Annotated in this window: 19 protein-coding genes and 3 tRNA genes; 10 read left to right on the top strand and 12 right to left on the bottom strand. The window is 31.2% G+C overall.

What is annotated here, in order from left to right:
• Positions 1-47: 47 nt before the first annotated feature.
• Complete coding sequence (gene uvrA, locus AC2I98_RS07580) at positions 48-2,873, top strand: excinuclease ABC subunit UvrA (RefSeq protein WP_486413983.1); 2,826 nt, start codon at positions 48-50, stop codon at positions 2,871-2,873.
• A 91-nt stretch (positions 2,874-2,964) separates the two neighbouring features.
• Here the strand turns inward: uvrA and AC2I98_RS07575 are convergent, their stop codons facing one another.
• On the bottom strand, positions 2,965-3,405 hold the full coding sequence (locus AC2I98_RS07575; RefSeq protein WP_486413982.1) for a hypothetical protein: 441 nt from the start codon (positions 3,403-3,405) through the stop codon (positions 2,965-2,967).
• A gap of 635 nt (positions 3,406-4,040) precedes the next feature.
• On the opposite strand from AC2I98_RS07575, the gene AC2I98_RS07570 reads away from it, so the two are divergent.
• The gene (locus AC2I98_RS07570) at positions 4,041-4,745 is read left to right on the top strand and encodes a DUF6261 family protein (protein WP_486413981.1); all 705 of its coding nucleotides are present in this window, start codon (positions 4,041-4,043) and stop codon (positions 4,743-4,745) included.
• Between the two features lie 101 nt (positions 4,746-4,846).
• On the opposite strand, the gene AC2I98_RS07565 is transcribed toward AC2I98_RS07570, so the two are convergent.
• From AC2I98_RS07565 to AC2I98_RS07550, 4 genes are read right to left on the bottom strand one after another with little or no spacing between them, the layout of a single operon-like run.
• Positions 4,847-6,418 (bottom strand): DHA2 family efflux MFS transporter permease subunit, encoded by a 1,572-nt coding sequence (locus AC2I98_RS07565; RefSeq protein ID WP_486413980.1) that lies wholly within the window; start codon positions 6,416-6,418, stop codon positions 4,847-4,849.
• A gap of 21 nt (positions 6,419-6,439) precedes the next feature.
• Complete coding sequence (locus tag AC2I98_RS07560) at positions 6,440-7,633, bottom strand: HlyD family secretion protein (RefSeq protein WP_486413979.1); 1,194 nt, start codon at positions 7,631-7,633, stop codon at positions 6,440-6,442.
• 12 nt (positions 7,634-7,645) lie between these two features.
• Positions 7,646-8,941 (bottom strand): TolC family protein, encoded by a 1,296-nt coding sequence (locus AC2I98_RS07555; protein ID WP_486413978.1) that lies wholly within the window; start codon positions 8,939-8,941, stop codon positions 7,646-7,648.
• Complete coding sequence (locus tag AC2I98_RS07550) at positions 8,931-9,560, bottom strand: TetR/AcrR family transcriptional regulator (protein WP_486413977.1); 630 nt, start codon at positions 9,558-9,560, stop codon at positions 8,931-8,933. Before AC2I98_RS07550 ends, AC2I98_RS07555 begins: the two co-directional genes overlap by 11 nt.
• 106 nt (positions 9,561-9,666) lie before the next feature.
• On the opposite strand from AC2I98_RS07550, the gene AC2I98_RS07545 reads away from it, so the two are divergent.
• From AC2I98_RS07545 to AC2I98_RS07535, 3 genes are all read left to right on the top strand, one after another.
• Entirely contained in the window at positions 9,667-10,938 is a 1,272-nt protein-coding gene (locus tag AC2I98_RS07545; RefSeq protein WP_486413976.1) for a DUF2851 family protein, read from the top strand.
• Positions 10,939-11,160, top strand: coding sequence for a PspC family transcriptional regulator (locus tag AC2I98_RS07540; RefSeq protein ID WP_486413975.1), 222 nt, complete (start codon positions 10,939-10,941; stop codon positions 11,158-11,160). It begins immediately after the preceding gene.
• 136 nt (positions 11,161-11,296) lie between these two features.
• Positions 11,297-12,481 (top strand): helix-hairpin-helix domain-containing protein, encoded by a 1,185-nt coding sequence (locus AC2I98_RS07535; RefSeq protein WP_486413974.1) that lies wholly within the window; start codon positions 11,297-11,299, stop codon positions 12,479-12,481.
• Between the two features lie 92 nt (positions 12,482-12,573).
• On the opposite strand, the gene AC2I98_RS07530 is transcribed toward AC2I98_RS07535, so the two are convergent.
• A complete protein-coding gene (locus tag AC2I98_RS07530) occupies positions 12,574-15,486 on the bottom strand; it encodes a M16 family metallopeptidase (protein WP_486413973.1) in 2,913 nt (970 codons plus the stop codon).
• Between the two features lie 330 nt (positions 15,487-15,816).
• Positions 15,817-17,385, bottom strand: coding sequence for an NAD(P)/FAD-dependent oxidoreductase (locus AC2I98_RS07525; protein ID WP_486413972.1), 1,569 nt, complete (start codon positions 17,383-17,385; stop codon positions 15,817-15,819).
• A gap of 106 nt (positions 17,386-17,491) precedes the next feature.
• Between AC2I98_RS07525 and AC2I98_RS07520 the strand changes: the two genes are divergently transcribed.
• Positions 17,492-17,884 (top strand): protease inhibitor I42 family protein, encoded by a 393-nt coding sequence (locus AC2I98_RS07520; RefSeq protein WP_486413971.1) that lies wholly within the window; start codon positions 17,492-17,494, stop codon positions 17,882-17,884.
• Between the two features lie 47 nt (positions 17,885-17,931).
• Here the strand turns inward: AC2I98_RS07520 and AC2I98_RS07515 are convergent, their stop codons facing one another.
• Positions 17,932-19,125 (bottom strand): C1 family peptidase, encoded by a 1,194-nt coding sequence (locus tag AC2I98_RS07515; RefSeq protein ID WP_486413970.1) that lies wholly within the window; start codon positions 19,123-19,125, stop codon positions 17,932-17,934.
• Positions 19,126-19,518: 393 nt separating this feature from the next.
• A complete protein-coding gene (locus tag AC2I98_RS07510; RefSeq protein WP_486413969.1) occupies positions 19,519-21,147 on the bottom strand; it encodes a POTRA domain-containing protein in 1,629 nt (542 codons plus the stop codon).
• Positions 21,148-21,255: 108 nt separating this feature from the next.
• Here AC2I98_RS07510 and AC2I98_RS07505 point away from each other — a divergent pair, with 108 nt between their 5' ends.
• Complete coding sequence (locus AC2I98_RS07505; RefSeq protein WP_486413968.1) at positions 21,256-21,570, top strand: DUF3817 domain-containing protein; 315 nt, start codon at positions 21,256-21,258, stop codon at positions 21,568-21,570.
• A gap of 113 nt (positions 21,571-21,683) precedes the next feature.
• On the opposite strand, the gene AC2I98_RS07500 is transcribed toward AC2I98_RS07505, so the two are convergent.
• From AC2I98_RS07500 to AC2I98_RS07490, 3 genes are all read right to left on the bottom strand, one after another.
• Positions 21,684-21,756: transfer RNA gene (locus tag AC2I98_RS07500), tRNA-Gly, on the bottom strand.
• Positions 21,757-21,782: 26 nt separating this feature from the next.
• Positions 21,783-21,866 (bottom strand) — tRNA-Leu (locus tag AC2I98_RS07495).
• Between the two features lie 31 nt (positions 21,867-21,897).
• Positions 21,898-21,970, bottom strand: a tRNA-Gly gene (locus tag AC2I98_RS07490).
• Positions 21,971-22,113: 143 nt separating this feature from the next.
• On the opposite strand from AC2I98_RS07490, the gene AC2I98_RS07485 reads away from it, so the two are divergent.
• Genes AC2I98_RS07485 through AC2I98_RS07475 form a run of 3 tightly spaced genes read left to right on the top strand, consistent with a single transcriptional unit; the run spans position 22,114 to position 23,562 of the window.
• A complete protein-coding gene (locus AC2I98_RS07485; RefSeq protein WP_486413967.1) occupies positions 22,114-22,443 on the top strand; it encodes a hypothetical protein in 330 nt (109 codons plus the stop codon).
• A gap of 4 nt (positions 22,444-22,447) precedes the next feature.
• Positions 22,448-22,822: a hypothetical protein gene (locus AC2I98_RS07480; RefSeq protein WP_486413966.1), complete on the top strand. Its 375-nt coding sequence runs from the start codon at positions 22,448-22,450 to the stop codon at positions 22,820-22,822.
• An 11-nt stretch (positions 22,823-22,833) separates the two neighbouring features.
• Positions 22,834-23,562 carry a DUF2071 domain-containing protein gene (locus AC2I98_RS07475; RefSeq protein ID WP_486413965.1) on the top strand — a complete coding sequence of 243 codons (729 nt, stop codon included), beginning with the start codon at positions 22,834-22,836 and terminating at the stop codon, positions 23,560-23,562.
• Position 23,563: the final 1 nt, after the last annotated feature.

Here is a 23,563-nt window from a genome sequence, read left to right as displayed (position 1 = left end):
CAGAAATGTGGCTTTTTTTGTATTTTTGCAACTTCTTACAAACGAACATGGACAAAGATTTTATTGAAGTTTACGGTGCACGTGAACATAATCTGAAAAATATTGATGTAAAGATTCCTCGCAACGAGCTTGTGGTCATCACAGGATTGAGTGGTAGTGGAAAATCTTCGCTGGCTTTTGACACGATTTATGCAGAAGGTCAACGTCGTTATATCGAAACTTTTTCGGCTTATGCACGTCAATTTTTGGGAGGTTTAGAACGTCCAGATGTTGATAAAATCGACGGTTTATCCCCTGTAATTGCGATTGAGCAAAAAACAACCAATAAAAATCCACGTTCTACGGTAGGAACAATTACCGAAATTTATGACTTTCTTCGTTTGTTGTATGCGCGTGCATCTACAGCTTATTCAGTTGAAACAAATGAAAAAATGGTGGCGTATTCTGATGATCAAATTATAGAATTGATTCGTGAGCAATACGAAGGTAAAAAAATAGCCATTCTTGCTCCAATAGTTCGCTCTCGAAAAGGTCATTATCGCGAAATTTTTGTGACGTATTCTAAAAAAGGTTTCCTAGAAATGCGCATTGATGGCGAATTACAAGATATTGCACCAGGTATGATGTTAGATCGTTACAAAACGCATGATATCGAATTGTTAGTAGATAAAATGATTTTAAATGATAAAGTCAACGATCAACGATTACGTTCAAGTATCGATCAGGCGATGCAGCAAGGAAACGGAATTACAATGGTTTTGGATTACGAAACAAACGAATCTCGGTTCTTTTCTCGTTCATTAATGTGTGCAACGACAGGCGTTTCGTATGCTTTGCCAGAGCCTAACACATTTTCATTTAATTCACCAAAAGGAGCTTGTCCAACGTGTACAGGTTTAGGAGAATTAAAAGTTGTCAATCACGATAAAATATTTCAAGATAAAGACAAATCATTATTTGATAATTTAGAAGAATTATTCGAAGCGTTGAAAACTTCTACTCGAATAGAAAAGCAAATCGAAGCAATTTTTGTAAAATATAATGTCGATCAAAAAACAGCTTTCAAAAAATTACCGAAAGAATTAATTGACGATGTATTGAATGGATTGAAAGAAACCTTAAACGTCGATTTGAAGTTTGCATCAGTCAAAAAAACATATAAAATAGATTTTGAGGGATTAAATGAATTTCTTACCGAAATCATGGAGGATAAGAATAATCCTTCTTCAAATTCGATCAGCAAAAAGTTTGGGAAAAAAGTAATTTGTCCAACTTGCGAAGGAAAACGTCTTAAAAAAGAATCTCTTTTCTTTCGTATTGATGATAAAAATATTGGTGATGTTGCCGAAATGGATCTCAAATCGTTGCAAAAATGGATTGAAGAAGCACCTGTTTCGATGACAGCAAATCAACAGCAAATTGCGCACGAAATTCTGAAAGAAATTTATACACGTTTGTCATTTTTATTAGATGTCGGATTGGATTATTTGAGTTTGAATCGTTCGTCAAAAACCCTTTCAGGAGGAGAAGCGCAACGAATTCGTTTAGCAACTCAAATCGGTTCTCAGTTAGTAAATGTCCTGTATATTTTAGATGAACCGAGTATTGGTTTGCATCAGCGTGATAATGTACGTTTGATTGATTCGTTAAAAAAATTGCGTGATATTGGAAATTCTGTTTTGGTCGTAGAACACGATAAAGACATGATTTTAGAAGCTGATTATGTGGTTGATGTAGGTCCAAAGGCAGGAAAAAATGGAGGTCAAATTGTTTGGGAAGGTGAGCCAGAACAAATGTTAAAATCAAATACATTAACCTCAAAATATCTGAATAATCAGTTACAAATAGAAGTTCCAAAAGAACGTCGAAAAGGTAATGGAAACGAACTGAAACTTTTTGGCGCTTCAGGAAATAATCTTAAAAATGTAAATCTTACCATTCCTTTAGGTGAATTGGTTGTGGTTTCGGGAGTTTCAGGAAGTGGAAAATCTACATTGATAAATGAAACACTTTACCGAATTTTAAATCAACACTTTTTCCGTGCAGAAAAAGATCCGATGCCTTATAAAAAAATTGAAGGTTTAGAACATTTAGATAAAGTAATCGAAGTGGATCAATCGCCAATTGGTCGTACGCCTCGTTCTAATCCTGCAACATATACAGGAATTTTTTCTGATATTCGTTCGTTATTTACAAATTTACCAGAAGCTAAAATTAGAGGTTATAAACCTGGACGTTTTTCATTTAATGTAAAAGGAGGTCGTTGTGAAACGTGTCAAGGAGCAGGTTTGCGTGTAATAGAGATGAATTTTTTACCTGATATTCATGTCGAATGTGAAACATGTAATGGAAAACGATTTAACCGCGAAACGTTAGAAGTTCGTTACAAAGGAAAGTCGATTTCGGATGTGTTAGAAATGACGGTAAACGAAGCAGTAGAATTCTTTGAAGCTATTCCGAAAATTTATCGTTATGTCAAAATGTTGCAAGATGTTGGTTTAGGTTATATTACACTTGGACAACAATCGACAACTTTGAGTGGAGGAGAAGCGCAACGTGTAAAATTGGCAACAGAATTAGCGAAAAAACAAACTGGTAAAACAATTTATATTTTAGATGAACCAACAACAGGTTTGCATTTTGAAGATGTAAATGTGTTGATGAAAGTCATCAATAAAATTGTTGAATTTGGAAATACAGTCATCATTATCGAGCATAATTTAGATGTGATAAAATTAGCCGATTATGTGATTGATATCGGTCCTGATGGAGGAGGAAAAGGTGGAAAAATTGTCGCCGAAGGTACGCCAGAAGAAATTGTGAAGAATCCGAAAAGCGTAACAGGAAAATTCTTGAAAAACGAATTGAAATAATAAAAAATCCTTGTCAAGGTTTTGAATCTTGACAAGGATTGCTACTTTAGTATAAAACCTATATTTTCCAAATTAGGTTAGCCGCTGGCTTTTATTTTTTTTCCTTTTTATCTTCAAGTATTTTTAAAACACTTTTTTTAGGTTTTTTAGGAGTATTGTTGCAATAAAGTAAAATATTACTTTTAATAACCAATGCAGCAACTGGAATGGCAATTCCTAATGTAATATCATATTTTGAAGTTATTGCTGAAGTAATACCAACAATCAAATTTCGAATATCACCATTAACTAATTCCTCTACCCAATCTTGTGGAGTTTTATTATTTCTGTCACACAACAATTCATAAATTTCAAATTTAAACGCTTTCCAAAGTTCTTTACCCATTTCCGGATAAGGTGCAGTAAATTTGATATTTGAATGGACATATTCATATTGTAATCCCACACCTAATTGAAATTCCCAATATTTAACACCTAATTTTTCATTCAGTAATTGATTAATATCTTCATTGGTAATTTCTTCCTTCTTCATTTTTATATGATCTTTTATGAGCTTGCACTTAAAATTATTTTTACAAGAAACAAAAAATAGTTTTACTTCGTTTAATCACTCGCTAATATAATTATTTTTAAATAACCTATTTACTAAAAAATAGTTTGGATTAAATAATGATTTCATTCAAAACAGGATGTTTCCAATCTCCACTGAGAAGATTTTATTAAAAACAAGTCTGTTTATAATAAACGTAAGTTTACATTACTCTAAAACAAGTGCTTTTGTAATAAACGTAAGATTACGTTAGTCTAAAACAAGTCTGTTTGTAATAAATGTAAGATTACGTTAATCTAAAACAAGTCTGTTTATAATAAACGTAAGTTTACATTACTCTAAAACAAGTGCTTTTGTAATAAACGTAAGATTACGTTAGTCTAAAACAAGTCTGTTTGTAATAAATGTAAGATTACGTTAATCTAAAACAAGTCTGTTTGTAATAAACGTAAGATTACATTAGTCTAAAACAAGTCTGTTTATAATAAATGTAAGATTACATTACTCTAAAATAAATCTGTTTGTAATGTCTGTAAGGATATATTGATTAATAATATATTGATTATATTTATAATGTATTAATATTAAATGAATTAAAAACACTTAATCTACCTATTATGAAAATTAATTTACAAAAATTATCTACAAAAAATCTGGCGACATTAGCACAGCGAATTATCAACTCTTCTCAAACTGGAAATTATACCATTGTAGAGAATCACCCTTTGCTGTTGTCGCTTATTGCGAGTTATCAAAACTACGATACGGTATACGCAAAGTTGACTTACAGTGGAAAAGGAAAAGAGGTAGCGACAGCAGATAAAGAGCGAGATTTGGCTTTTAGTAACATGAAGGCTTTTCTGAATGGTTATCGTAAATTGACATCTGTCGCTAACTACCAAGATGCGGAAGCTTTGTACAAAGTTTTCCAAACGTTTGGATTAGATTTGGACAGATTGAGTTATTCTGCCGAAACAGCACAATTGAAGAAGTTAATTGAAGAATTAGAAAAGCCAGAAAATACGCAACGTATTACAAATTTAGCGCTTGAAACGGCTTTTGCTGAACTAAAAACAAAGCATACAGATTTCGAGGTATTATTTGCACAACAAGCAGAAGCAAATGCAGATTTGCGCCAAATTGCCAGTGCAACATCTACTCGAAAAGAATTGGAACAAGTCTTACGATCTTACCTTAATTTTATTACAGCAATGAAAAATGTACCAGATTGGACAAAATTGTACCATGATTTGAACGAGATCGTAAAAGCTTCAAGAAATAGTACGTTACCTGCAAGTCGTACAAGCGAGCCGACAGTGTAAAATTATTAAACGATAATTATTGAATAAAAAAAATCCATCCCAACAAATTGAGATGGATTTTACATTTATAAAAAACTGAAAATTAAAATAATTATTCTTTTTTAATGTCCTGCACTGATTACTTTACCTGCTCCTTTTTTAATAAAGAACAAGATAAATGGAATACAGATAAGGAAAACAACACCCAAATACAAGAACACGTCCATATACGTTAATACAGTTGCTTGTTTCGTTACTTGTAAATCGAGTAGGTTGTAGGCTTTATTTAATGCTTCATTTGGAGCAAAACCTTTGCTAATGAAGTTCATTTGTAAATTCTGAATATGTTTCTGTACATCATAATCTGATGTATCAAGATTTGCAACTAAATCAGTACGATGTCCAACTGTCCAACGTGAAATAAATGTTGTAATAATTGCGATACCAAAAGATCCTCCCAACTGACGCATCATTCCTGTAAAGGCAGCTCCTTCACCAATTTGTTGTCCTTTCAAACTCGAAAGTGAAAGTGTGGTAACTGGTACAAATAATAATCCCAATCCAACTCCACGAACAATTAATGGCCAAAAGAAATGTTCTGAACCTGTGTCTGGTGTTAAGATTTTGTATGACCAAAAACTATAACAGAAAAAGATTAAAAATCCTCCTGCAACCAAGTATTTAGGCTCGACACCTTTTTGTAACATTGTTGCAATAATTGGCATCATAAATGCGGTCATCAAAGATGAAGGAATTAATAATAAACCTGCATCAGTAGCTGTCCATCCTAAAATTGATTGTGTATAAATAGGAATAATAAATGTTGATCCATACAATCCAAATCCTAAAATAAACGACAAAATTGTACCTACAGCTAAGTTGCTATCTTTTAATACACGTAAATTAACAATTGGATGATCAAAAACTAATTCTCGCCAAACAAATAAGATAAATCCGAAGAAACTCGAAATACTTAACATGACAATTGTCGAATCTGAGAACCAATCATCTTGTTGTCCATGTTCTAAGACATATTGTAATGATCCAACTGCAATTGCTAACAAAATAATTCCCAAGAAATCGACTTGACTTAATTTAGATTTTTCAGCATATTTAGGACTTTTTACAAACGACATAGTCAATAAAACAGCAATAATTCCGATCGGAATATTGATGTAGAAAATATATGGCCAAGACCAATTGTCAATAATATATCCTCCTAAAGGTGGACCAAGAGTAGGACCTACAATTACTCCCATACCATAAATTGCTTGAGCTAATCCACGTTTATTAGGTGGATAACTTTCTGTAATAATGGTTTGAGAAGTTACCAATAAAGCTCCACCACCAAGTCCTTGTATAAATCGGAACAAGATAATTTCCCACAATGTTGTTGCATTTCCACAAAGAAATGAAGCAACTGTAAAGATGATAATGGACGCTGCAAAATAATTGCGTCGACCAAATTGTTGTGATAACCAGCTGGTCATCGGTACAACAATTACATTGGCAATTGCGTAAGCGGTTACCACCCACGCAATATCAGTTAAAGAGACACCCAAACTACCTTTCATGTCGTTCATTGCAACGTTAACAATTGTAGTATCTACAATTTCTAACAAAGCACACATGATGGCGGTAATGGTGATGATTACACGTCTTGCACCATATTCAACTAAATTATTTTCTTCCATAATTTTTCTGAATAGGTGTTATTATTTTGCAGAAGTATTCGATTTTAAAAGAATATCAGCTTCCACATTCATTCCTGGACGAATCAATTTCAACATTTCATCTTTTTGATCGATAAATTCGATTTTAATAGGAACACGTTGAACCGTTTTTACGAAGTTACCAGACGCATTATCTGGAGGTAATAACGCAAATTTAGCACCAGTTGCTGGAGATAAAGACGTTACTTTCGCTTTGAATTCGTGGTTTGGATAAGCATCAACTTTGATGATAGCTTCTTGACCTTCTCTAATTTTTTCTAATTGTGTTTCTTTATAATTTGCAACAACCCATATATTGTTAGTATTTACAATATTAAATAAAGATTGACCTGCTTGTACCAATTGACCTGGTTGTAAATTAATTTTAGAAACTTGTCCATCTTCAGCAGCGATTACATACGTGTAAGACAAATATAATTTTGCATTTTCAATGTTTGTTTTAGTTTGTCCAATTGCTGCTTCAGCTACTTTTATTTGTGCTTTTGATGCATCAGCTTGTGCTTTCGATGTGTTTACTTGTTTTGCTGTAGCTTGTGCTTGTTTAGCTGTAGAAGCTAATTGCGCTCTTGATACACCTAATTGTTCTTGTACAATTCGTAATTGTTTTTCTGCAGTTTCTTTTGCAGCTAAAGCTTGCTCGTATTGTTGTTTTGTGATCGATTGATTTTGATACAATTTATTGTATCGATCAAAATCATTTTTCGTTCTCCAAACTTGTACTTTAGCAGCTTCTACATTTGCTTGTGCTGTATTAACACTAGCTTGCGCTGTTTCGATTGTCGTATTTGCTGCAACTGCACCAGCTTCTGTTACACCAATTGCTGCACCAGCTTGAGAAACGCCCGCATGCGCAACTCCCAATTGACCTTCTGCTTGTAATAAAGCATCTTGAGATTGTTGTAATTTCAATGCAAATTCAGAACCGTCTAAAACAACCAACGTATCACCTTTGTGTACAATTTGGTTATCTTCAACTAAAATTTTCTGAATATAACCCGAAACTTTAGGAATCACAGGTGTTATTTTAGCTTCCACTTGTGCATCATCAGTTATTTCGTGCGCTTGTCCGTGCAAATATTTATAAATTCCGTATCCACCTCCAAGGATAATTAAAGCTCCTAATACGATGATAAATTTAGAGTTTATTTTTTTCTTTTCTTGATTATTCTCTTCCATATCGTGAGTGTCTTATTGTACGTTTTCTAATAAAATTCCTGTTGTATAATAGTATTCGTAGATAGCCAATTGTTCGTCAGCATCTCCAACAACTTGATTGATTTTTGCTTGTAATTGTTGCACATCCGCTTCTAATAAATCGTTTGTATCAGCCAATCCGTTTTCGTTTTTATCTTTTACAATTCTGTAGTTTTCGTTCGCTTGCTCTACAGCTTCTTTGTAAACATTATTCTTCTTTTTTGCTAAATCATATTTCTGAAAAGCCTCGTTCATTTCAACTTTAGCTTTATCAATTGTTGTTTCTTTTTGCAACTCATTTTCTAATTTCTGAGCTTTTGCAATTTCAACTTCTGCTTTATTTTTGTACAAAGAAGACAAATCATATTTTAAACCAACGCCAACGTTTGTAGCATTTGTAACTGACGCAACTTTATCAATATCCATTGCAACATATCCAGCAGAAACTGCAATCTGTGGATAATAAGCTGCTTTCGCAATTTTGATTTGATTATCTGCTATTTGATTTTTTACATCATATGATTTTACATCACTACGATTAACATAATCTTGAGTATTTTGATTGATTGTTTTCAAGGTTTCAACATTATCAACATGAACGATTTTAGTTTCGTCTTGACCAGTCAATAAATTCAATCGATAATTAATGTTTTTGTACTGCGTTTCAGCCTCATCAATCGCAACTTGTACATTCGATGCTTGTAGTTTAGCTCTCAACAAATCGTTTCGCGCAATAATTCCGTTATCCAAAAAGTTCTGAAAATCTTTCACACGCTGATTTGCTCTAACTAAGTTTTCATTCAATACATCAATCGAACGCTGTGTTTTGTAAAGACCAAAATATAAATTGATCGCTTGCCAAACCACATTTTCTTTTGTTGCTTCGATTTGTAAGTTTGATAAATCAACCATTAATTCACTACTTTTAATAGCATTTTTAATTTTAAATCCAGCAAAAACAGGAACAGAAGCACTTGCTTGTCCTAATAATAATTGATTTGGTTCAACTCCCATTCCTCCACCAGAAGATTGCATAGGAAGTTTGATGTCTACATTAGTTGTTGTAAACAAATGCATGTATTGTCCACTCAACGAAATGTCTGGTAAACGATTGTTTTTAGCGCTTTGTACTTTATACTCACTGGTATTTTTAGCAGCTTCGGCAACTTTCACAGATTTGTTGTTCTGTAAACTTTGTTGAATAACTTCCTGCAAAGAAACGTTAGTTTCTTGCGCATGAGCGAAAGTAGCAACAACTAAACAAATCGGTAAGAAAATTTTATTTTTCATCGTATAGTAAAATTGCTTTTAAAGAATCTATTAAATATGGGTAATATTCGTTGTGAATATGTGTCGTAAACTCTTCATGAGTAGACAACCCCCATTGTTTCATATATGTTTTTTCGTTCAAAATCAAATAAGATGTTCCTCCAATTACAACCATAACAACAGCTTCTGCAGGTGCTTTTCTATTGAAAATTCCTTTTGAATGTCCTTCATGAATGATATTAGAGATGTAATCTAAGTTTTTAATTTTCAATTCGTTGATTTTGTTATCAACTTCTAAAATCGAATCACTTTTTGAGTATTCTCTAGCCATTATTCGATGAAATTCTGGTTTGTCAAGAATTCTATTCAAATATGCTTTCAAAATTTCTTGTAGTTTTTCGAAAGGTGATAAAGTCGAATTTTGAGAAATTAATTCTAAAGAGGTGTTGAAAGTCGAAATACGCCAGCTAAATAGATTTTCGACCAATTTATCTTTCGATCCAAAATAATAGCTAATCATTGCAATGTTAATGTTTGCTTCTTTTGCAATTTCACGAACACTTGCAGCATCAATTCCTCGTCGACCAAAAACTTTTTCAGCAGCCATCAAAATTTCTATTTGCTTTTCACTTAATTCCATCTTTTTAAAAATTGAACGCGCAAAGTTAAACAAACGTTTAATTAATTTTTAATTTTTAAGTATTTATTTCTGAAATTTATTGTAATGAATTGATTATCTTTTGGCTATGAAAGAAGTTTTTCTACATTATGTATGGAAATTGAATCAATTTTCGCACCAAAACTTACAAACTTTTCATGGTGATTACATTGAAATCGTTAAGGTTGGAAGATTGAATATGCATGCAGGTCCAGATTTTTTAGAAGCAGAAATTATCATTGGTGATAAAGTTTGGATAGGTAGTGTAGAAATGCATGTAAATTCTTCTGATTGGAATATTCATCAACATTCTGATGATTTAACTTATCAAAATGTGATTTTGCATGTCGTATGGAATCATGATTGTGAAGTTGATATTTTGCGTCAACGAAATGTACAAACACTTATTTTAAAAGATTTTGTAAAACCTGAAATTGTTTTTAATTATCAAAATATTATCAATTCAAAATTCGATAAGATTTATTGTGAAGAAATGTTAAGTTCAATTGATTTGAAACAGTTTTCTTTTTGGTTTGAAAGACTCTTAATTGAACGTTTTGAAGAAAAAACGAACGATATTTTACAAATTTTGGAGCGTAATAATTCAAATTGGGAAGAATCATTATTTAAAAGTTTAGCAAAGAATTTTGGTTTGAAAGTAAATGTTGAAGCGTTTGAATTATGGGCAAAATCTTTTCCATTTAACGTATTGCAAAAAATACAATTTGATTCGTTGAAAGTTGAAGCTTTATTTTTTGGACAAGCAGGTTTTTTAGAAGAAAGTTTTGAAAATGATTATTTTAATCAATTAAAAAACGAATATCAATTTTTAAGAACTAAATATCAGTTGATGCCGATTGAAAATAGTTTGTTCCGTTTTTCGAAAATGCGACCAATTGGTTTTCCTACTATTCGATTGGCACAATTGGCATCGATTTATGTGAATTATCAAAGTTTATTTTCGGTAATTATCCAGCCTAATAAATTGAAAGAATTTTATAAAATTTTTGATAAGTTGAAATTGAATTCTTTTTGGGAAACACATTATACGTTTAAAAATGAATCAAAATTTCAGCTCAAAAATCTTTCAAAAGATAAAATAAATAATCTGTTGATTAATTCAATTATTCCAATTAGATATGCTTTCGAAAGACAAAAAGATGAAGTTGAAATAGATTTTTATTTGGATTTGTTACAAGAAATGGAAGCAGAACGTAATTCTATTTTAGATGAATTTGAACGAATTGGTTTTAAAAATAAAACAGCAAAAGATTCGCAACAATTAATTCAACTCAAAAAAAGATATTGCTCCGAAAAAAAATGTTTAAATTGCGCTATTGGACAACAGATATTGCGTTAAATGAAAGAGAAAATTAGAAATTTTACAGAAAGAGAATGGTTTAATGTTATTTCACGTTTTGCAGATAAATTAGGTGTTCGCGTAGCAAAATTGCGTTTTATTTTTATTTATTTGACTTTTGCAACGTTTGGTTTAGCGTTTGTTGGTTATTTTATTATGTTATTCTTTTTTTGGGTTAAAGATTGTTTTATTATCAAACGAAAATCGGTTTTTGATTTGTAATTTTCTTATTTACAAACATTTAAAACCTATTATTAAATTTATACTTCTTAACTTGTTAAATATTTGAAGGTTATATCTTTTTTAGATAAAGTAAGTGTGTGATTATATATTGAATTTCACTTCTTTTTTAACCAAAATGAAATATTTAAAAAAATCTACTTTTTATCTAAATAAATCACAGCGATTTGGGGTGTATTTATTATTTGTATTGATATTGTTGTTTGAAATTTTTCAACATATTTCAATTCAAAAAGAAACTTATCAGTTAACAGAGGCTGATAAAGCTTTGTTGGAAACTTATAAAACTGTCTCTAAAAATTATGCGTTTCATTCTGTTTCTGCAAAAAAAACACAAGATTCAATAAAACCATTTAATCCAAATGATTTGTCGGCGGAAGATTGGATGGAATTAGGATTTTCTGAACGTCAAGCAGAGGTCATTATTAAGTATAAAGGAATTGTTGGCGGTGAATTTACTTCGAAAGATCAAATCAAAAAATGTTATGTCATTGATGAAGAAAAATACAATGAATTAGCACCGTTTATTCTTTTACCTGAACAATCAAAATCAACTTTTGCAACGAATTCATCTTCAAAATCAAAAATAGTTTATAAAAGTTTTAATCCAAATGATTTACCTCAACAAGGTTGGGAAAAGCTTGGTTTTTCACCTAGACAAGCTGAGGTAATTATGAAATATAAGCAAATTGTTGGTGGAAGATTTACATCGAAAGAACAAATTAAGAAATGTTTTGTAGTTGATGATGAAAAGTATGCAGAAATGCAAGCTTTTATATTGTTACCAGAAAAGTCTAAAGCGGATGAAAAATTAGCTTCTAAACAAATCAAACAAAAAATAAACTATACAAAATTTAATCCAAATGATTTAGCTGTTTATGATTGGCAAAAAATTGGTTTTTCTGTGAAACAAGCAGAAGCAATTTTGAAATATAAAAATATTTTGGGTGGTCAGTTTAAAACTAAAGAGCAACTGAAAAAATGTTATATGATTTCGGATGAAAAATTTCTTGAAATGGAACCTTTTATTGATTTACCTGAAATTATAGAATATAAAACAGAAAAGCCAAAAGTTGAAGAAAAGGTTGTTGAAAAAATAGAACTTAAAGGTAAATTTAATCCGAATAATTTGAATCATGATGACTGGATGAAATTGGGATTTACAGACAAACAAGCAACTACAATCCTAAATTTTAAACGTTCTTTAGGAGGAAGTTTTAAAGATGCTAAAATACTAAAAAAGTGTTATGGAATAAGTGAAGAAAAATTCAAAGAAATAGAACCTTACTTGATTTTTGAATAAAATTATAACCAGTCATAGCAGTTGTTTATAAAAAATAAACGCGTTGTGGGATTTCCTAAACGCGTTTATTGATTTTATAAATTAGTTGAATATTAATAATTAAATAATTCTTCTAAAGTTAATTCTTTTACCTGTCCTAGTTTTTCAACAGATGGCCAATCTAAGTTTTCTTTCTTACCGATTAAACCAACATTAAAGTTTTGACCTTTGATATGTTTTTGGAAAAACTGATCCAATTGATCTAAAGTTAATTTAGAAGTTTGATCGTAAATATCTTTATTGATATCATAATTCAGACCTTTATCTTGTAATGATAACCAATAAAAGAACACATTTGCTTTTGTATAGCGACTTGTAGCGATTTGTTTAAGCGCAGCTTGCTTTGAATTGTTAAACTGATTTTCTGCTTTTGGCATATTATTCATCAATTCATTCATTGCGTCTACAGCTTGTGGTAATTTGTTCGCTTGTGTACCAATAACGGCTCTTACGTAATTGTAATTATCTTTCTTATTTGCATTTATATAATAAGAACCAGCAGAATATGCTAACGATTTTGATTCACGAATTTCTTGGAAAACAATAGATGATAAACCTCCGCCAAAATATTCGTTAAAAATTCCTGCAGATGTTAACAGTGTAGGATCATATTTAGAATCGCGTGCAAAGAAATTAATTTCTGCTTGTACCATATCGTAAGGAGCAAAATAAACTTTACCATCTGTTGCAGGTTGTGGATACTCTTTTTTCTTTGGATAATCTAAATTTTTTCCGAAATTATGATTTTGTTCAATCGCTTTTTTAGTTTCCGCTTCGTTATTTCCATAGTAGAAAATTTGATGCTTGTAGTTAAAGAAATCCTTAATGATTTGCGTTAATTCTTTTGGATCAATTGCTTTTAAATCAGCTTCAGAAATAATATCTCTCGAACGATTATTTGGTCCATATTGTGCATAAGTATTCAACAAAGAAGAAATCACGTTTTTATTCTTTTTAGAATTTTCTCTCGATTTCAAAATTGTTTTTACATATTCTTGGTACGATTCATTATTTGCAACAGCATCACTTAAAAGATGCTCAAATAATTTGATTCCGCTTGATAAATTCTTCTGTAAACCTGTAATATAAACTGAAGTTCTTTCTGTACCTGCATTAACACCATAATCTACACCAATTTTGTAAAACTCTTTTTTCAAGTTTTCTGGCGAATATTTAGATGTTCCTAAATAATTTAAATAATTAATAGCTAAACCAAGTTTTTTATTGTTATCCGATCCCATATCAGCGATATAGTAAACAGAACTGATATCATTTGTTTTATTTTGGATAGAAGTGAACTTTGTGTTTTTGATTTTTCCTTCATTCATTTCTTTTTTGAAATCTACAAAAACTGGTTTGATCTCACTTGATTTGATTTTCATGAAATCCTTGTACCAAGTAGATTCAGCATCACGATTTAATTGAATTGGCGTAATTCCAGGATTTGAAACACGTACCAAATCCTTGTTTTCTCCTTGACGTTTGTAAACAATTACATAATTATTCGTGTAGTTTTTCTTCGCAAAATCCATTAATTCTTGCTTCGTTACACGTCCCATATCATCGTATTGATCGACAACTTCTGCCCAAGGAACATCATTGATATATGATTTGTACAAGCTTGCAGCTAAAGAACGTGTATTTTCCCAGCTTCTCATACGAGATTTTCTTAGATCATTTGTAACAGCTTCAATCATCCAATCATCAAATTCTCCTTTTTTGATTTTATCGATTTGAGCAATTAATAAATCACGAACTTCTTCTAAACTTTGACCTTGTTTTGGCGATCCCGAAAAAGAATGCATACCATAATCTCTAAAGAAAGATGAAGAGCTACTTGCGCCTAATGTTTTTTGCTGTTGGTTGATATTTAAATCAATTAATCCAGCAGTTGAGTTACTTAAAATGTAATCAATTAACGTTACATATTTTGCATCAGAACTTTTTGCTCCATTGAAACGATAAGCAAACTGAACACGCTCCGAAGAAGGACTGAACACTTCGCTTGTAACGATTGTTTTAATCGGTTCTTCTTTTGCTACATATTGTGCAGGAGCTGGTTTTGTTGCATAATTTCCAAAATATTTGTCAATCATTGGGACAGCTGTATCAAAATCGAAATCACCAATCAACATTACAGCCATATTACTTGCCACATAGTATTTGTCAAAATAATTATGAATCGCCAACATTGATGGATTCTTCAAATGTTCTGAAGTTCCAATTGTAGTTTGTGTTCCGTAATGTGATTTTGGAAATAACGTTTCCATCATTTTATAGAAAACTAAACGTCCATCATTGTCTTGTGAACGATTAAATTCTTCGTAAACCGCTTCTAATTCTGTATGAAAAAGACGTAAAACTAATTCGTTGAAACGTTCAGATTCTACTTTTAACCATTTTTCTAATTCGTTATTCGGAATATTATTATGGTAAATAGTTTCTTCTAAAGAAGTGTGCGCATTTGTACCAGAAGCACCAAGCGACGAAATTAATTTATCGTACTCATTCGCGACAGCATACTTAGAAGCTTCTTGCGAAACTCGATCTATTTTTTTATAAAGTTCAATTTTCTTAGCTGGATCTTTTTCTGCTTTATGTTGTTCGTATAAATCAGAAATTTGTTTGATTAAAGGTTTTTCAGCTGCCCAATTTTGAGTTCCGATTTTAGAAGTTCCTTTAAAAACCATGTGCTCTAAATAGTGTGCCAATCCAGTATTGTCTTCCGGATCGTTATTAGAACCTGTTTTTACAGCAATGTGTGTTTGTATTCTTGGTTCATCTTTTATTTGAGCCAAATAAATTTTTAATCCGTTTTTTAAGGTATAAATCCTTGTATTAGAAGGATCATTTTCTACCATTTCATAGGTATATCCTTTATTGTCAGTTTTTTTCACTGTTTTTAATTGTGCGTGAGTAAATACAGAACCAAAAATGATTCCGCAGATCAAAATAGATTTCCTCATGTGATAATTTTTATTATTTCTCTAAAAATAATGTTTTTTTGTTATCTATTATTGATTTGAAGTTAATATTTTGATTTATTGCTTGTTGGATTGTTTTTTTATTCAATTAAGAAATTAGTTTTATCAATCCTAAAAAAAGAATAAATATGAAAAGTATTGATCCTAATAACATTAATATTAATCCCAGATAAACCAACATAATTTCAATTGACCATCCGATTAAATTAAGTAAATAACTAAATAAAATCATAAAAATTGAAAGGATATAATATCGTAAAAGTTTAATCTTAAGTATTTTCATTTAGAAATCTCAAATCAACAAATTTTATATTATTTCCCTAAAAATCGTTTTGTCGCTAATGCAACTTTTGCTCCGTCCATTGCGGCAGAAATAATTCCTCCGGCATAACCAGCACCTTCTGCGCAAGGAAATAATCCAGAAACCTGAGTGTGTTCTAATGTTTCTTCATTTCTTGGAATACGAACAGGAGAAGAGGTTCTTGATTCTGTTGCAACAATATTTGCATTTTCTGTAAAGTATCCGTTCATTTTTTTTCCAAATGTTTGGAAACCTAATTTTAAGGATTGATGAACTTCTTTTGGTAAAACATCACTCAATAATCCAGATGTTAAACCTGGTAAATAAGAGCAATCATTTAATGAAGTAGATAATTTTCCAGAAACAAAATCTGTCATACGCTGTGCAGGAGCTTTTAATTTTCCACCACCAACTTGCCATGCTTTTTGTTCAATCATTTGCTGAAATTTCATTCCTGCCAAAGGACCCGTAAAACCATATTTGGCAAAATCTGTTTCATCAACTGTTACAACCATTCCTGAATTTGCAAAAAAACCATCACGTTTCGAAGGTGACCAACCATTTACAACCAATTCTCCCTCATCTGTAGAAGCAGGAGCAATAATTCCTCCAGGACACATACAGAAAGAGAAAACACCACGACCAGCTTCTTGCGAAACTAATGAATAAGATGCAGGTGGAAGAAATTCGTTGCGTTGACTTCCTACCGGACAATGATATTGCGATGAATCAATCAAGCTTTGATGATGTTCTACACGAACACCTAATGCAAAAGGTTTTGCTTCAATTAACACTTTCTTTTCGTCTAACATTCTAAAAATATCGCGAGCCGAATGTCCAGTTGCTAAAATAAGTGAAGAAGTTTTAATCTTTTTATCATGATTGATTTCAATTCCTTTGATTTGATTATTCTCGATGATAATATCGGTTAGTTTTGTATCAAACCAAACTTCACCACCACATTCTATAATCGCTTCCCGCATGTTTGCGATAATCCCAGGAAGTTTATTCGTTCCAATATGTGGATGAGCTTCTTGTAATATGCGTTCTGTTGCGCCGAAATGTACAAACCATTGCAAAGATTTTAGAATATTTCCTCGTTTAGTAGAACGCGTATATAATTTTCCGTCCGAATAAGTTCCAGCTCCCCCTTCGCCATAACAATAGTTTGATTCAGGATTTACTTTACCTTCTTTATTCATAGCCGCTAAATCGCGACGACGATCACGTACATTTTTACCACGCTCGATGATAATTGGTTTTAAACCTTGTTCGATTAATTCTAACGCAGCAAATAATCCAGCAGGACCAGCACCAGCAATGTAAACTTCGTGTTTATTTTCTACATTCTGAAGATTTGGATGAAACTCGAAAGCATCAGAAAACTCTTCATTTACAAAAACATTGACTTGTAATTGGGAAATAATATTTCGGCTTCGCGCATCTAATGAGCGACGAATAATTTGGTAAGCATTGATATTCTCCGGTTTTGTTTTAACAGCAGATGCTAAACGTTGTTTCAAAATTTTCTCGTTTGCAGCTTCTGCAGGAGATATGCGTATGGTTACATTTTGAGGCATAATTATTGACTAAAAAATAAAGTACAAAATTAGTTGAAAATGCGCTTAGTTGAATAGCTTTATAACTGTTTTTATCAAAAAAATAAATAAAATAATCCATCATAAAATGAAAAAAACTTTATTATTAATTGGAAGTGCAACTTTGTTGACAGCGTGTGCGACAAATGCAAGTAAAGAACAAACGATTAATTTAGATACAATAGAAAATGTAAAAACGATTAAACTAAATGAAGGTGATCAGGTAAAATTAGAAGTTACTGCTAATCCTTCTACTGGTTATGATTGGTTTACATCGGAACCAGAAGATTGTAGTGTGAAAATTGTTGATAAGTCAAATGTAAAAAATCAAAAAGAAGGAGTGGTAGGTGCGCCGAGTAAAAATGTATATACTGTGAAAGCGGGAAGCAAAGGCGAATGTACAATTCAGTTTGATTACAAAAGAGGCTGGGAGGAAGTTGCGCCAACTAATACAAAACAAATTACATTTATTGTAAAATAAACAAAGCTCCTAAATTAGGAGCTTTGTTTTTATGATAAGACTTGAAATTACAATCCTAATTTTTTCAACGTTTGTTTTTGAACACCATTTTTGTGAACTAAAATGTTTGTTGTTTTGTACTGAACAAATGCTTTTGTTACATAAAGATAACCTTCGTAATCGTTAGTTAATCCCCAAGAGTTTTTCACGATGTAATAATCTTTACCGTTTTGATCCTTCGCAATACCAACAATGTGCATTCCGTGATCATCAGTCGTTTGGTAATCATCAAAAGCAGCTTGACGCATATCTTCTGTAATCACTTTTTCTGCTTTTGGACCTTTGAACATATCTGCTTTTTGTTGTGCATTCATATCTGCAAAATCAACTTCTGGTACATAAGCTACACCATTTTTCCAGCTAAATCCTTTTTCAGAAACGTCAGTTGCCCAAGCTACAGTAAATCCGTTTTTCAATGCATAATCAATGTTATCTGTCATTTCAGTCATTGGAACATTGTAAAACGCTTCGTAAGCCCAGTTATCAGGAATAGCTAATACAAATGGTTTGTAGTATGCATGATCTTTGAAAGAAGTAATCGCTACATAATCGTTTGGATTGATACCTACAACTTGATCAGCAAATGTACGTGGTGTATATTTTTTTCCGTTGTATGTAAACTCTGCAGGATAGTTTCCTAAATAGCTATCTAAAACAGCTGTATAAGCTTTTTCCCAGTTTGGCGTTAATTTTCCATTTGGATTAGAAACAACAGCTTTTAAAACGCCTTCTTGAATGGCAGCCATTTCACCAAATTGGTTAATTTTTGTTCCATAATTTAAACCTGTGTAAGCTTCTGTAGGTACAGCACCATATTTTTTGATTGTATTTAAAACATCATAAAAAGAACCTCCGTCACCTAAAGTTGTAGCTCCGTGCATGCGTACATATTGTTTTCCTTTTTCAACATATGTATTTCTTGCATTGAAAATTGGAGACAATTGAATAGGTTGTTTTCCCATTCTGATCATTTCTGATTCGAAGAAAGAATTTCCAGAATATGACCAACAAGTTCCCGAAGAACCTTGGTTTTCTACTGGTGTTTTAGCCAAATTGATAACGTCAGTAAATTTGAAAGCTTCTTTACTGTTTTCGCTAACGTTTTTATTTAATGAATTAACTAAATTGTCTTGTGCAGACGCCAATTGTACACCTCCAAATAAGATTGAAGCTGCGAATATTGGATAAAAAATTTTACGCATTTTTAAATTTATTTTGTGTGAGCATTTTATAAGTAGCTAATTTCACGAAAATGTTAACAATAAACCTATAAAAATTTAAAGTTTTTTTAATAAAACTTCATAGTATTCATTCACACAGTACATTTGGTAAACTAAAACAACCTTGTTTGTGATCAACTACTAAAGTAGGAAAGGTAGAACAACCTTGTTTGTAATCAAATTTTCTTTACGGACATTACAAACAGATATGATAGAGATAAATGTAAGTTAACATTTATTACAAACAGACATGTTTTAGACTAATGTAGCCTTAGATTTATTATAAACAACCTTGTTTGTAATAAACTTAGTCTTCCGTTAAGGTAAAACAACCATGTTTGTAAACAAATCTTGTTTAAGTTGATTATAAATGAACTAAAACTGACTTAATATCCCAAAGTGGATTTTAGATTCTTTGAAGTCAAACGAAGTTTTGTCTGTTTTACCAACTGCATAACTCAAATTGAAGATTCCCATTTTAGTTAAAAAAGAAATTCCAGTTCCAAAACTCAACAACGATGTATTTAGATTTGCACGTTTGTTATCAATAAAACCATAGTCGGTGAAAAGCCCAATATAAAAAGCTTCGCTTGGAACAAATCGATAATCGATATTTAAAAAGCCATACATATTTGCAGTAATACTTTCTTCGTTAAAGCCTCTGATACTTCCAAAACCACCAATTCTGTACAATTCATTTTCAGAAAAATCATTGTCTTTCGTGAGTAAACCTCTAAATTCTGCACCAGCTTTTAGATAATGTTTTTTGGTTAATTCGAATAAGCGAAAAGTTTTAAGCCCAATTTCTATTTGATTGACTGTTTTATTTTCTAAATCTTCTGTCCAAGAAAAATTCTTTTCCTTTTTACGAATCGAATTTACTGCAACATTCAACATCGATTTTCCTTCCATTAAACGAAAAGGATGTTTTAGAAAATACTGATAATTTACTCCAAATCCTGTTTTCGAATAATCGTCATAACTTGATTTTAGATACGAATCATCTTCCAACAAAAAGTTAGACGATTGTATAATTCCGCTCACACCAATGTTCGAATTGAGGTTGAGTTGATAAAATAAACGCTCCGAAAAATCTAAATTCACAAAAACAGAATCTTGCTTGAAAAGCTTGAAATTCGTTTCCGAACCAATCGCAGATTTGAACAAATAAGGCACTTTAACACCAATATTCAACGACGTATTTTTATTCGCTGTTCCAATCCAATTTAATCGAATTTCCTCTAAACTATTGAACACATTATTTAATGAAAGTTGCACGTTACCATTCAATCTAAAATCGCCGTTATCATCTGTTCCAAATCCTAAAACTCCGTCAAAATAATTGGAACTTATTTTTTTTGGATACAAATATAAAATTGTAGAATCGGGTTTGAATAAGGTTTGTGGTTGTTGTGCTTCTGCAATGTAATTGGTTTGTTGCATCAACGTAGAAATAGTCGCTAACTTTTGCTCATTGTATACTTCACCTTTTTTGATGTTTAGTCCATGTCGTAAATAAGCTTTCGATAATTTTTCATAACCAACTAATTTTACACCATCTATTGTTCGCTGATTTCCTTTATCTAAAATTAGTTCTATTTTTTGTTCGTTTTGCTCAAACCCATTCGGAACAAGTTTTATTTGTGCAAAAGGATATCCTTGGTTGGTATTAATAGTAGCAATATTATTTAGAATAGAATCTAAATTATCTGTCGGAAAATAGTCATTTTTATTTTGAAACAATTCATTGTTTTTCACCCAAATTGTTTGATAGTTTTTTCCTTTGTTCAAGTAAACGTTTTCGTTTTTGATCGAATCAATAGTCAATGTATAATAACCATTTTTTTGAAGTGAATCTAAAGATGAATCAAGATTTTTACTTTCAAAATCTTTTGTATACGATTTTGTATCATCATTATATCGTAAAAAATGATACGTTTTTTCTTGTCCAAAAAGTAAAATACTTTGGATAAAAAAGAAGAATATGTAGCTTAAAAATCGCATAGTTGCTTATAATAACGAGTAAAATAGATGTTAAGTATTTGTTTTACTGATATCTATTAGTGTTCATGTGAAAATTAAAAATTATTTTTGACTTCAAATTTAAGATGAATGTTGAAATTATTTAAAATAACTGGTTACTTAGAAGCGCTTTCGGCGATTATTTTATTTTTTGTAGCAATGCCTATGAAATATATTTGGGAAGACCCAACTTGGGTAACTCACGCAGGAAGAGTACACGGAGGATTGTTTATTGCTTATGTTGTCTTATTGTATTTGTTGAAAGAAAAATACAATTGGTCGATGAAAATTTTCTGGATATTTTTTGTAGCGGCAATTATTCCTGGAGGAACAATTTGGGCTGAGAAAAAATTTATCGAAGGTAAAAAGTATAAACAGATGTTATCGGAAGAAAAGGTGAATTAATTTTTCTGAATTAACTAAAACATATAAATCCTTGTCAATTTTGATGAGGATTTTTTTGTAGGATAAGTTTTAAAACAAAAAAACCGAAGATTAATCTTCGGTTTTTTTTACAGAGCGGGAAACGAGACTCGAACTCGCAACATTCAGCTTGGAAGGCTGACGCTCTACCAATTGAGCTATTCCCGCATAAATTTTCAAATCAAATTAAAAAGTACCTCAGGCGGGACTTGAACCCGCACGTCCTAATGGACACAGGATTTTAAGTCCTGCGTGTCTACCAATTCCACCACCAAGGCAAAATTTGATTTTTGAATTTGTATTTCAAAGAGCGGGAAACGAGACTCGAACTCGCAACATTCAGCTTGGAAGGCTGACGCTCTACCAATTGAGCTATTCCCGCGTTGTGAGTGCAAATATAAGGTCAATAAAACTACTTTTGCAAGTGTTTTTCGAATAAATTTTACAACTTTTTTCTAATAAATTAATTTTGAAATATTTGAGGTATTGATTTTTTTTGAGAAATTAGAGAAAAATATAATTTGAATGACATTTGAAGAGTTATTAATCCTAATTGAAAGAAATAATTTCAAGTCAAAAGTAGATTTTACAATTGCAATTAAACTTTTTGATGCAGAAAATGATTGGCCTGTGGAATCAATTACAATAAATGATTTTATAAATAAAGTTGAAATGGAAATTGGAGACAATATTTTTCATCAAAATTTAGTTTCTAAATTAGATTCATATAATTTTATAAATAACGCTTGGAAAGTAGAAAGTTTAATGTCTATAAAAGATATTTTAGAATTAGATATCAATAAAAGTTTAAAAATAATTGTTGAAGACTTTATTAAAAATCATGAATCGATTTAAAATCATGAATATATTCAAGTTTATTACGCTTTTATTGTTATTCTCTTTTAGCTGTAACTCTAATAAAAAATTCGATTCAGTAAAATGGAACTCAATTGAAGAAGGTGTTTATGGAGAAAATTATCGTTTTAAAATGTTAAACGATTTAGTTAATAATGTTTTAAAATTTGATTCAAATAAATCAAGCGGAACTACAAAAGATGAGGTTTACAAAATTATTGGTAAGCCAGATGAGGTTTTAGATAAAGCAGAGATTTATTTAATTCAAGAAAAATTCGGTCAAATTGATCCTAATGGTTACATCAAACTTTATTTAAAATATAGTGATAATTCGACTTTGAATTATTGGAAAATAGAAGAAACAACGTATAAAGAATAATAAATATAGATATGAGAATCCCGACAATACACGGAATTATAGAACGTAGAATGTTAATAAATTTTCGCGTTGAACCACAATATATTGAAACGATTTTACCAAAACCTTTTCGTCCAAAACTGTACAAAGAAAAGGCAATTGCTGGGATTTGTTTGATTCGATTAAAAGATATCAAACCGAAAGGTTTGCCAAATTTTGTTGGAGTAAATTCAGAAAATGGAGCACATAGAATCGCAGTTGAGTGGGAAGAAAATGGCTTGACAAAAGAAGGTGTTTATATTCCTAGAAGAGACACTTCGCTTAGGTTAAATGCGATTGTAGGAGGTAGGGTTTTTCCTGGAAAACATTATTATGCAGAATTTAATGTGAAGGAGGAAAATAATTTTTATCATTTAGATTTCACAGGTTCTGATAAAACTAGAATAGAAATAGATGCTAAACTTGCTGCTAAACTTGCTGCTAATCTGAATAACGATTCTATTTTTGAGTCTTTGGATGATGTTTCAAAGTTCTTCGAGAATGGTTCTGTAGGGTATTCTCCGAATGGAAATAATTTCGAAGGTCTTAAACTCGAAACATATAATTGGAAAATAGAACCTTTAGAAGTTTTACATATGAAATCTAGTTTTTTTGAAGATAAAAGTATCTTTCCAAAAGGTTCTGTTTGTTTTGATAATGCCGTTTTAATGAAAAATATCGAGCACGAATGGAAATCGTTAGCAAAAATTAAATGTTTATAAT

The sequence above is a fragment of the Empedobacter sp. EJD.6dd genome, assembly GCF_057369435.1.
The sequence above is the reverse complement of the archived record's forward strand: the minus strand, read 5'-3'. Positions and strand labels throughout refer to the sequence as shown.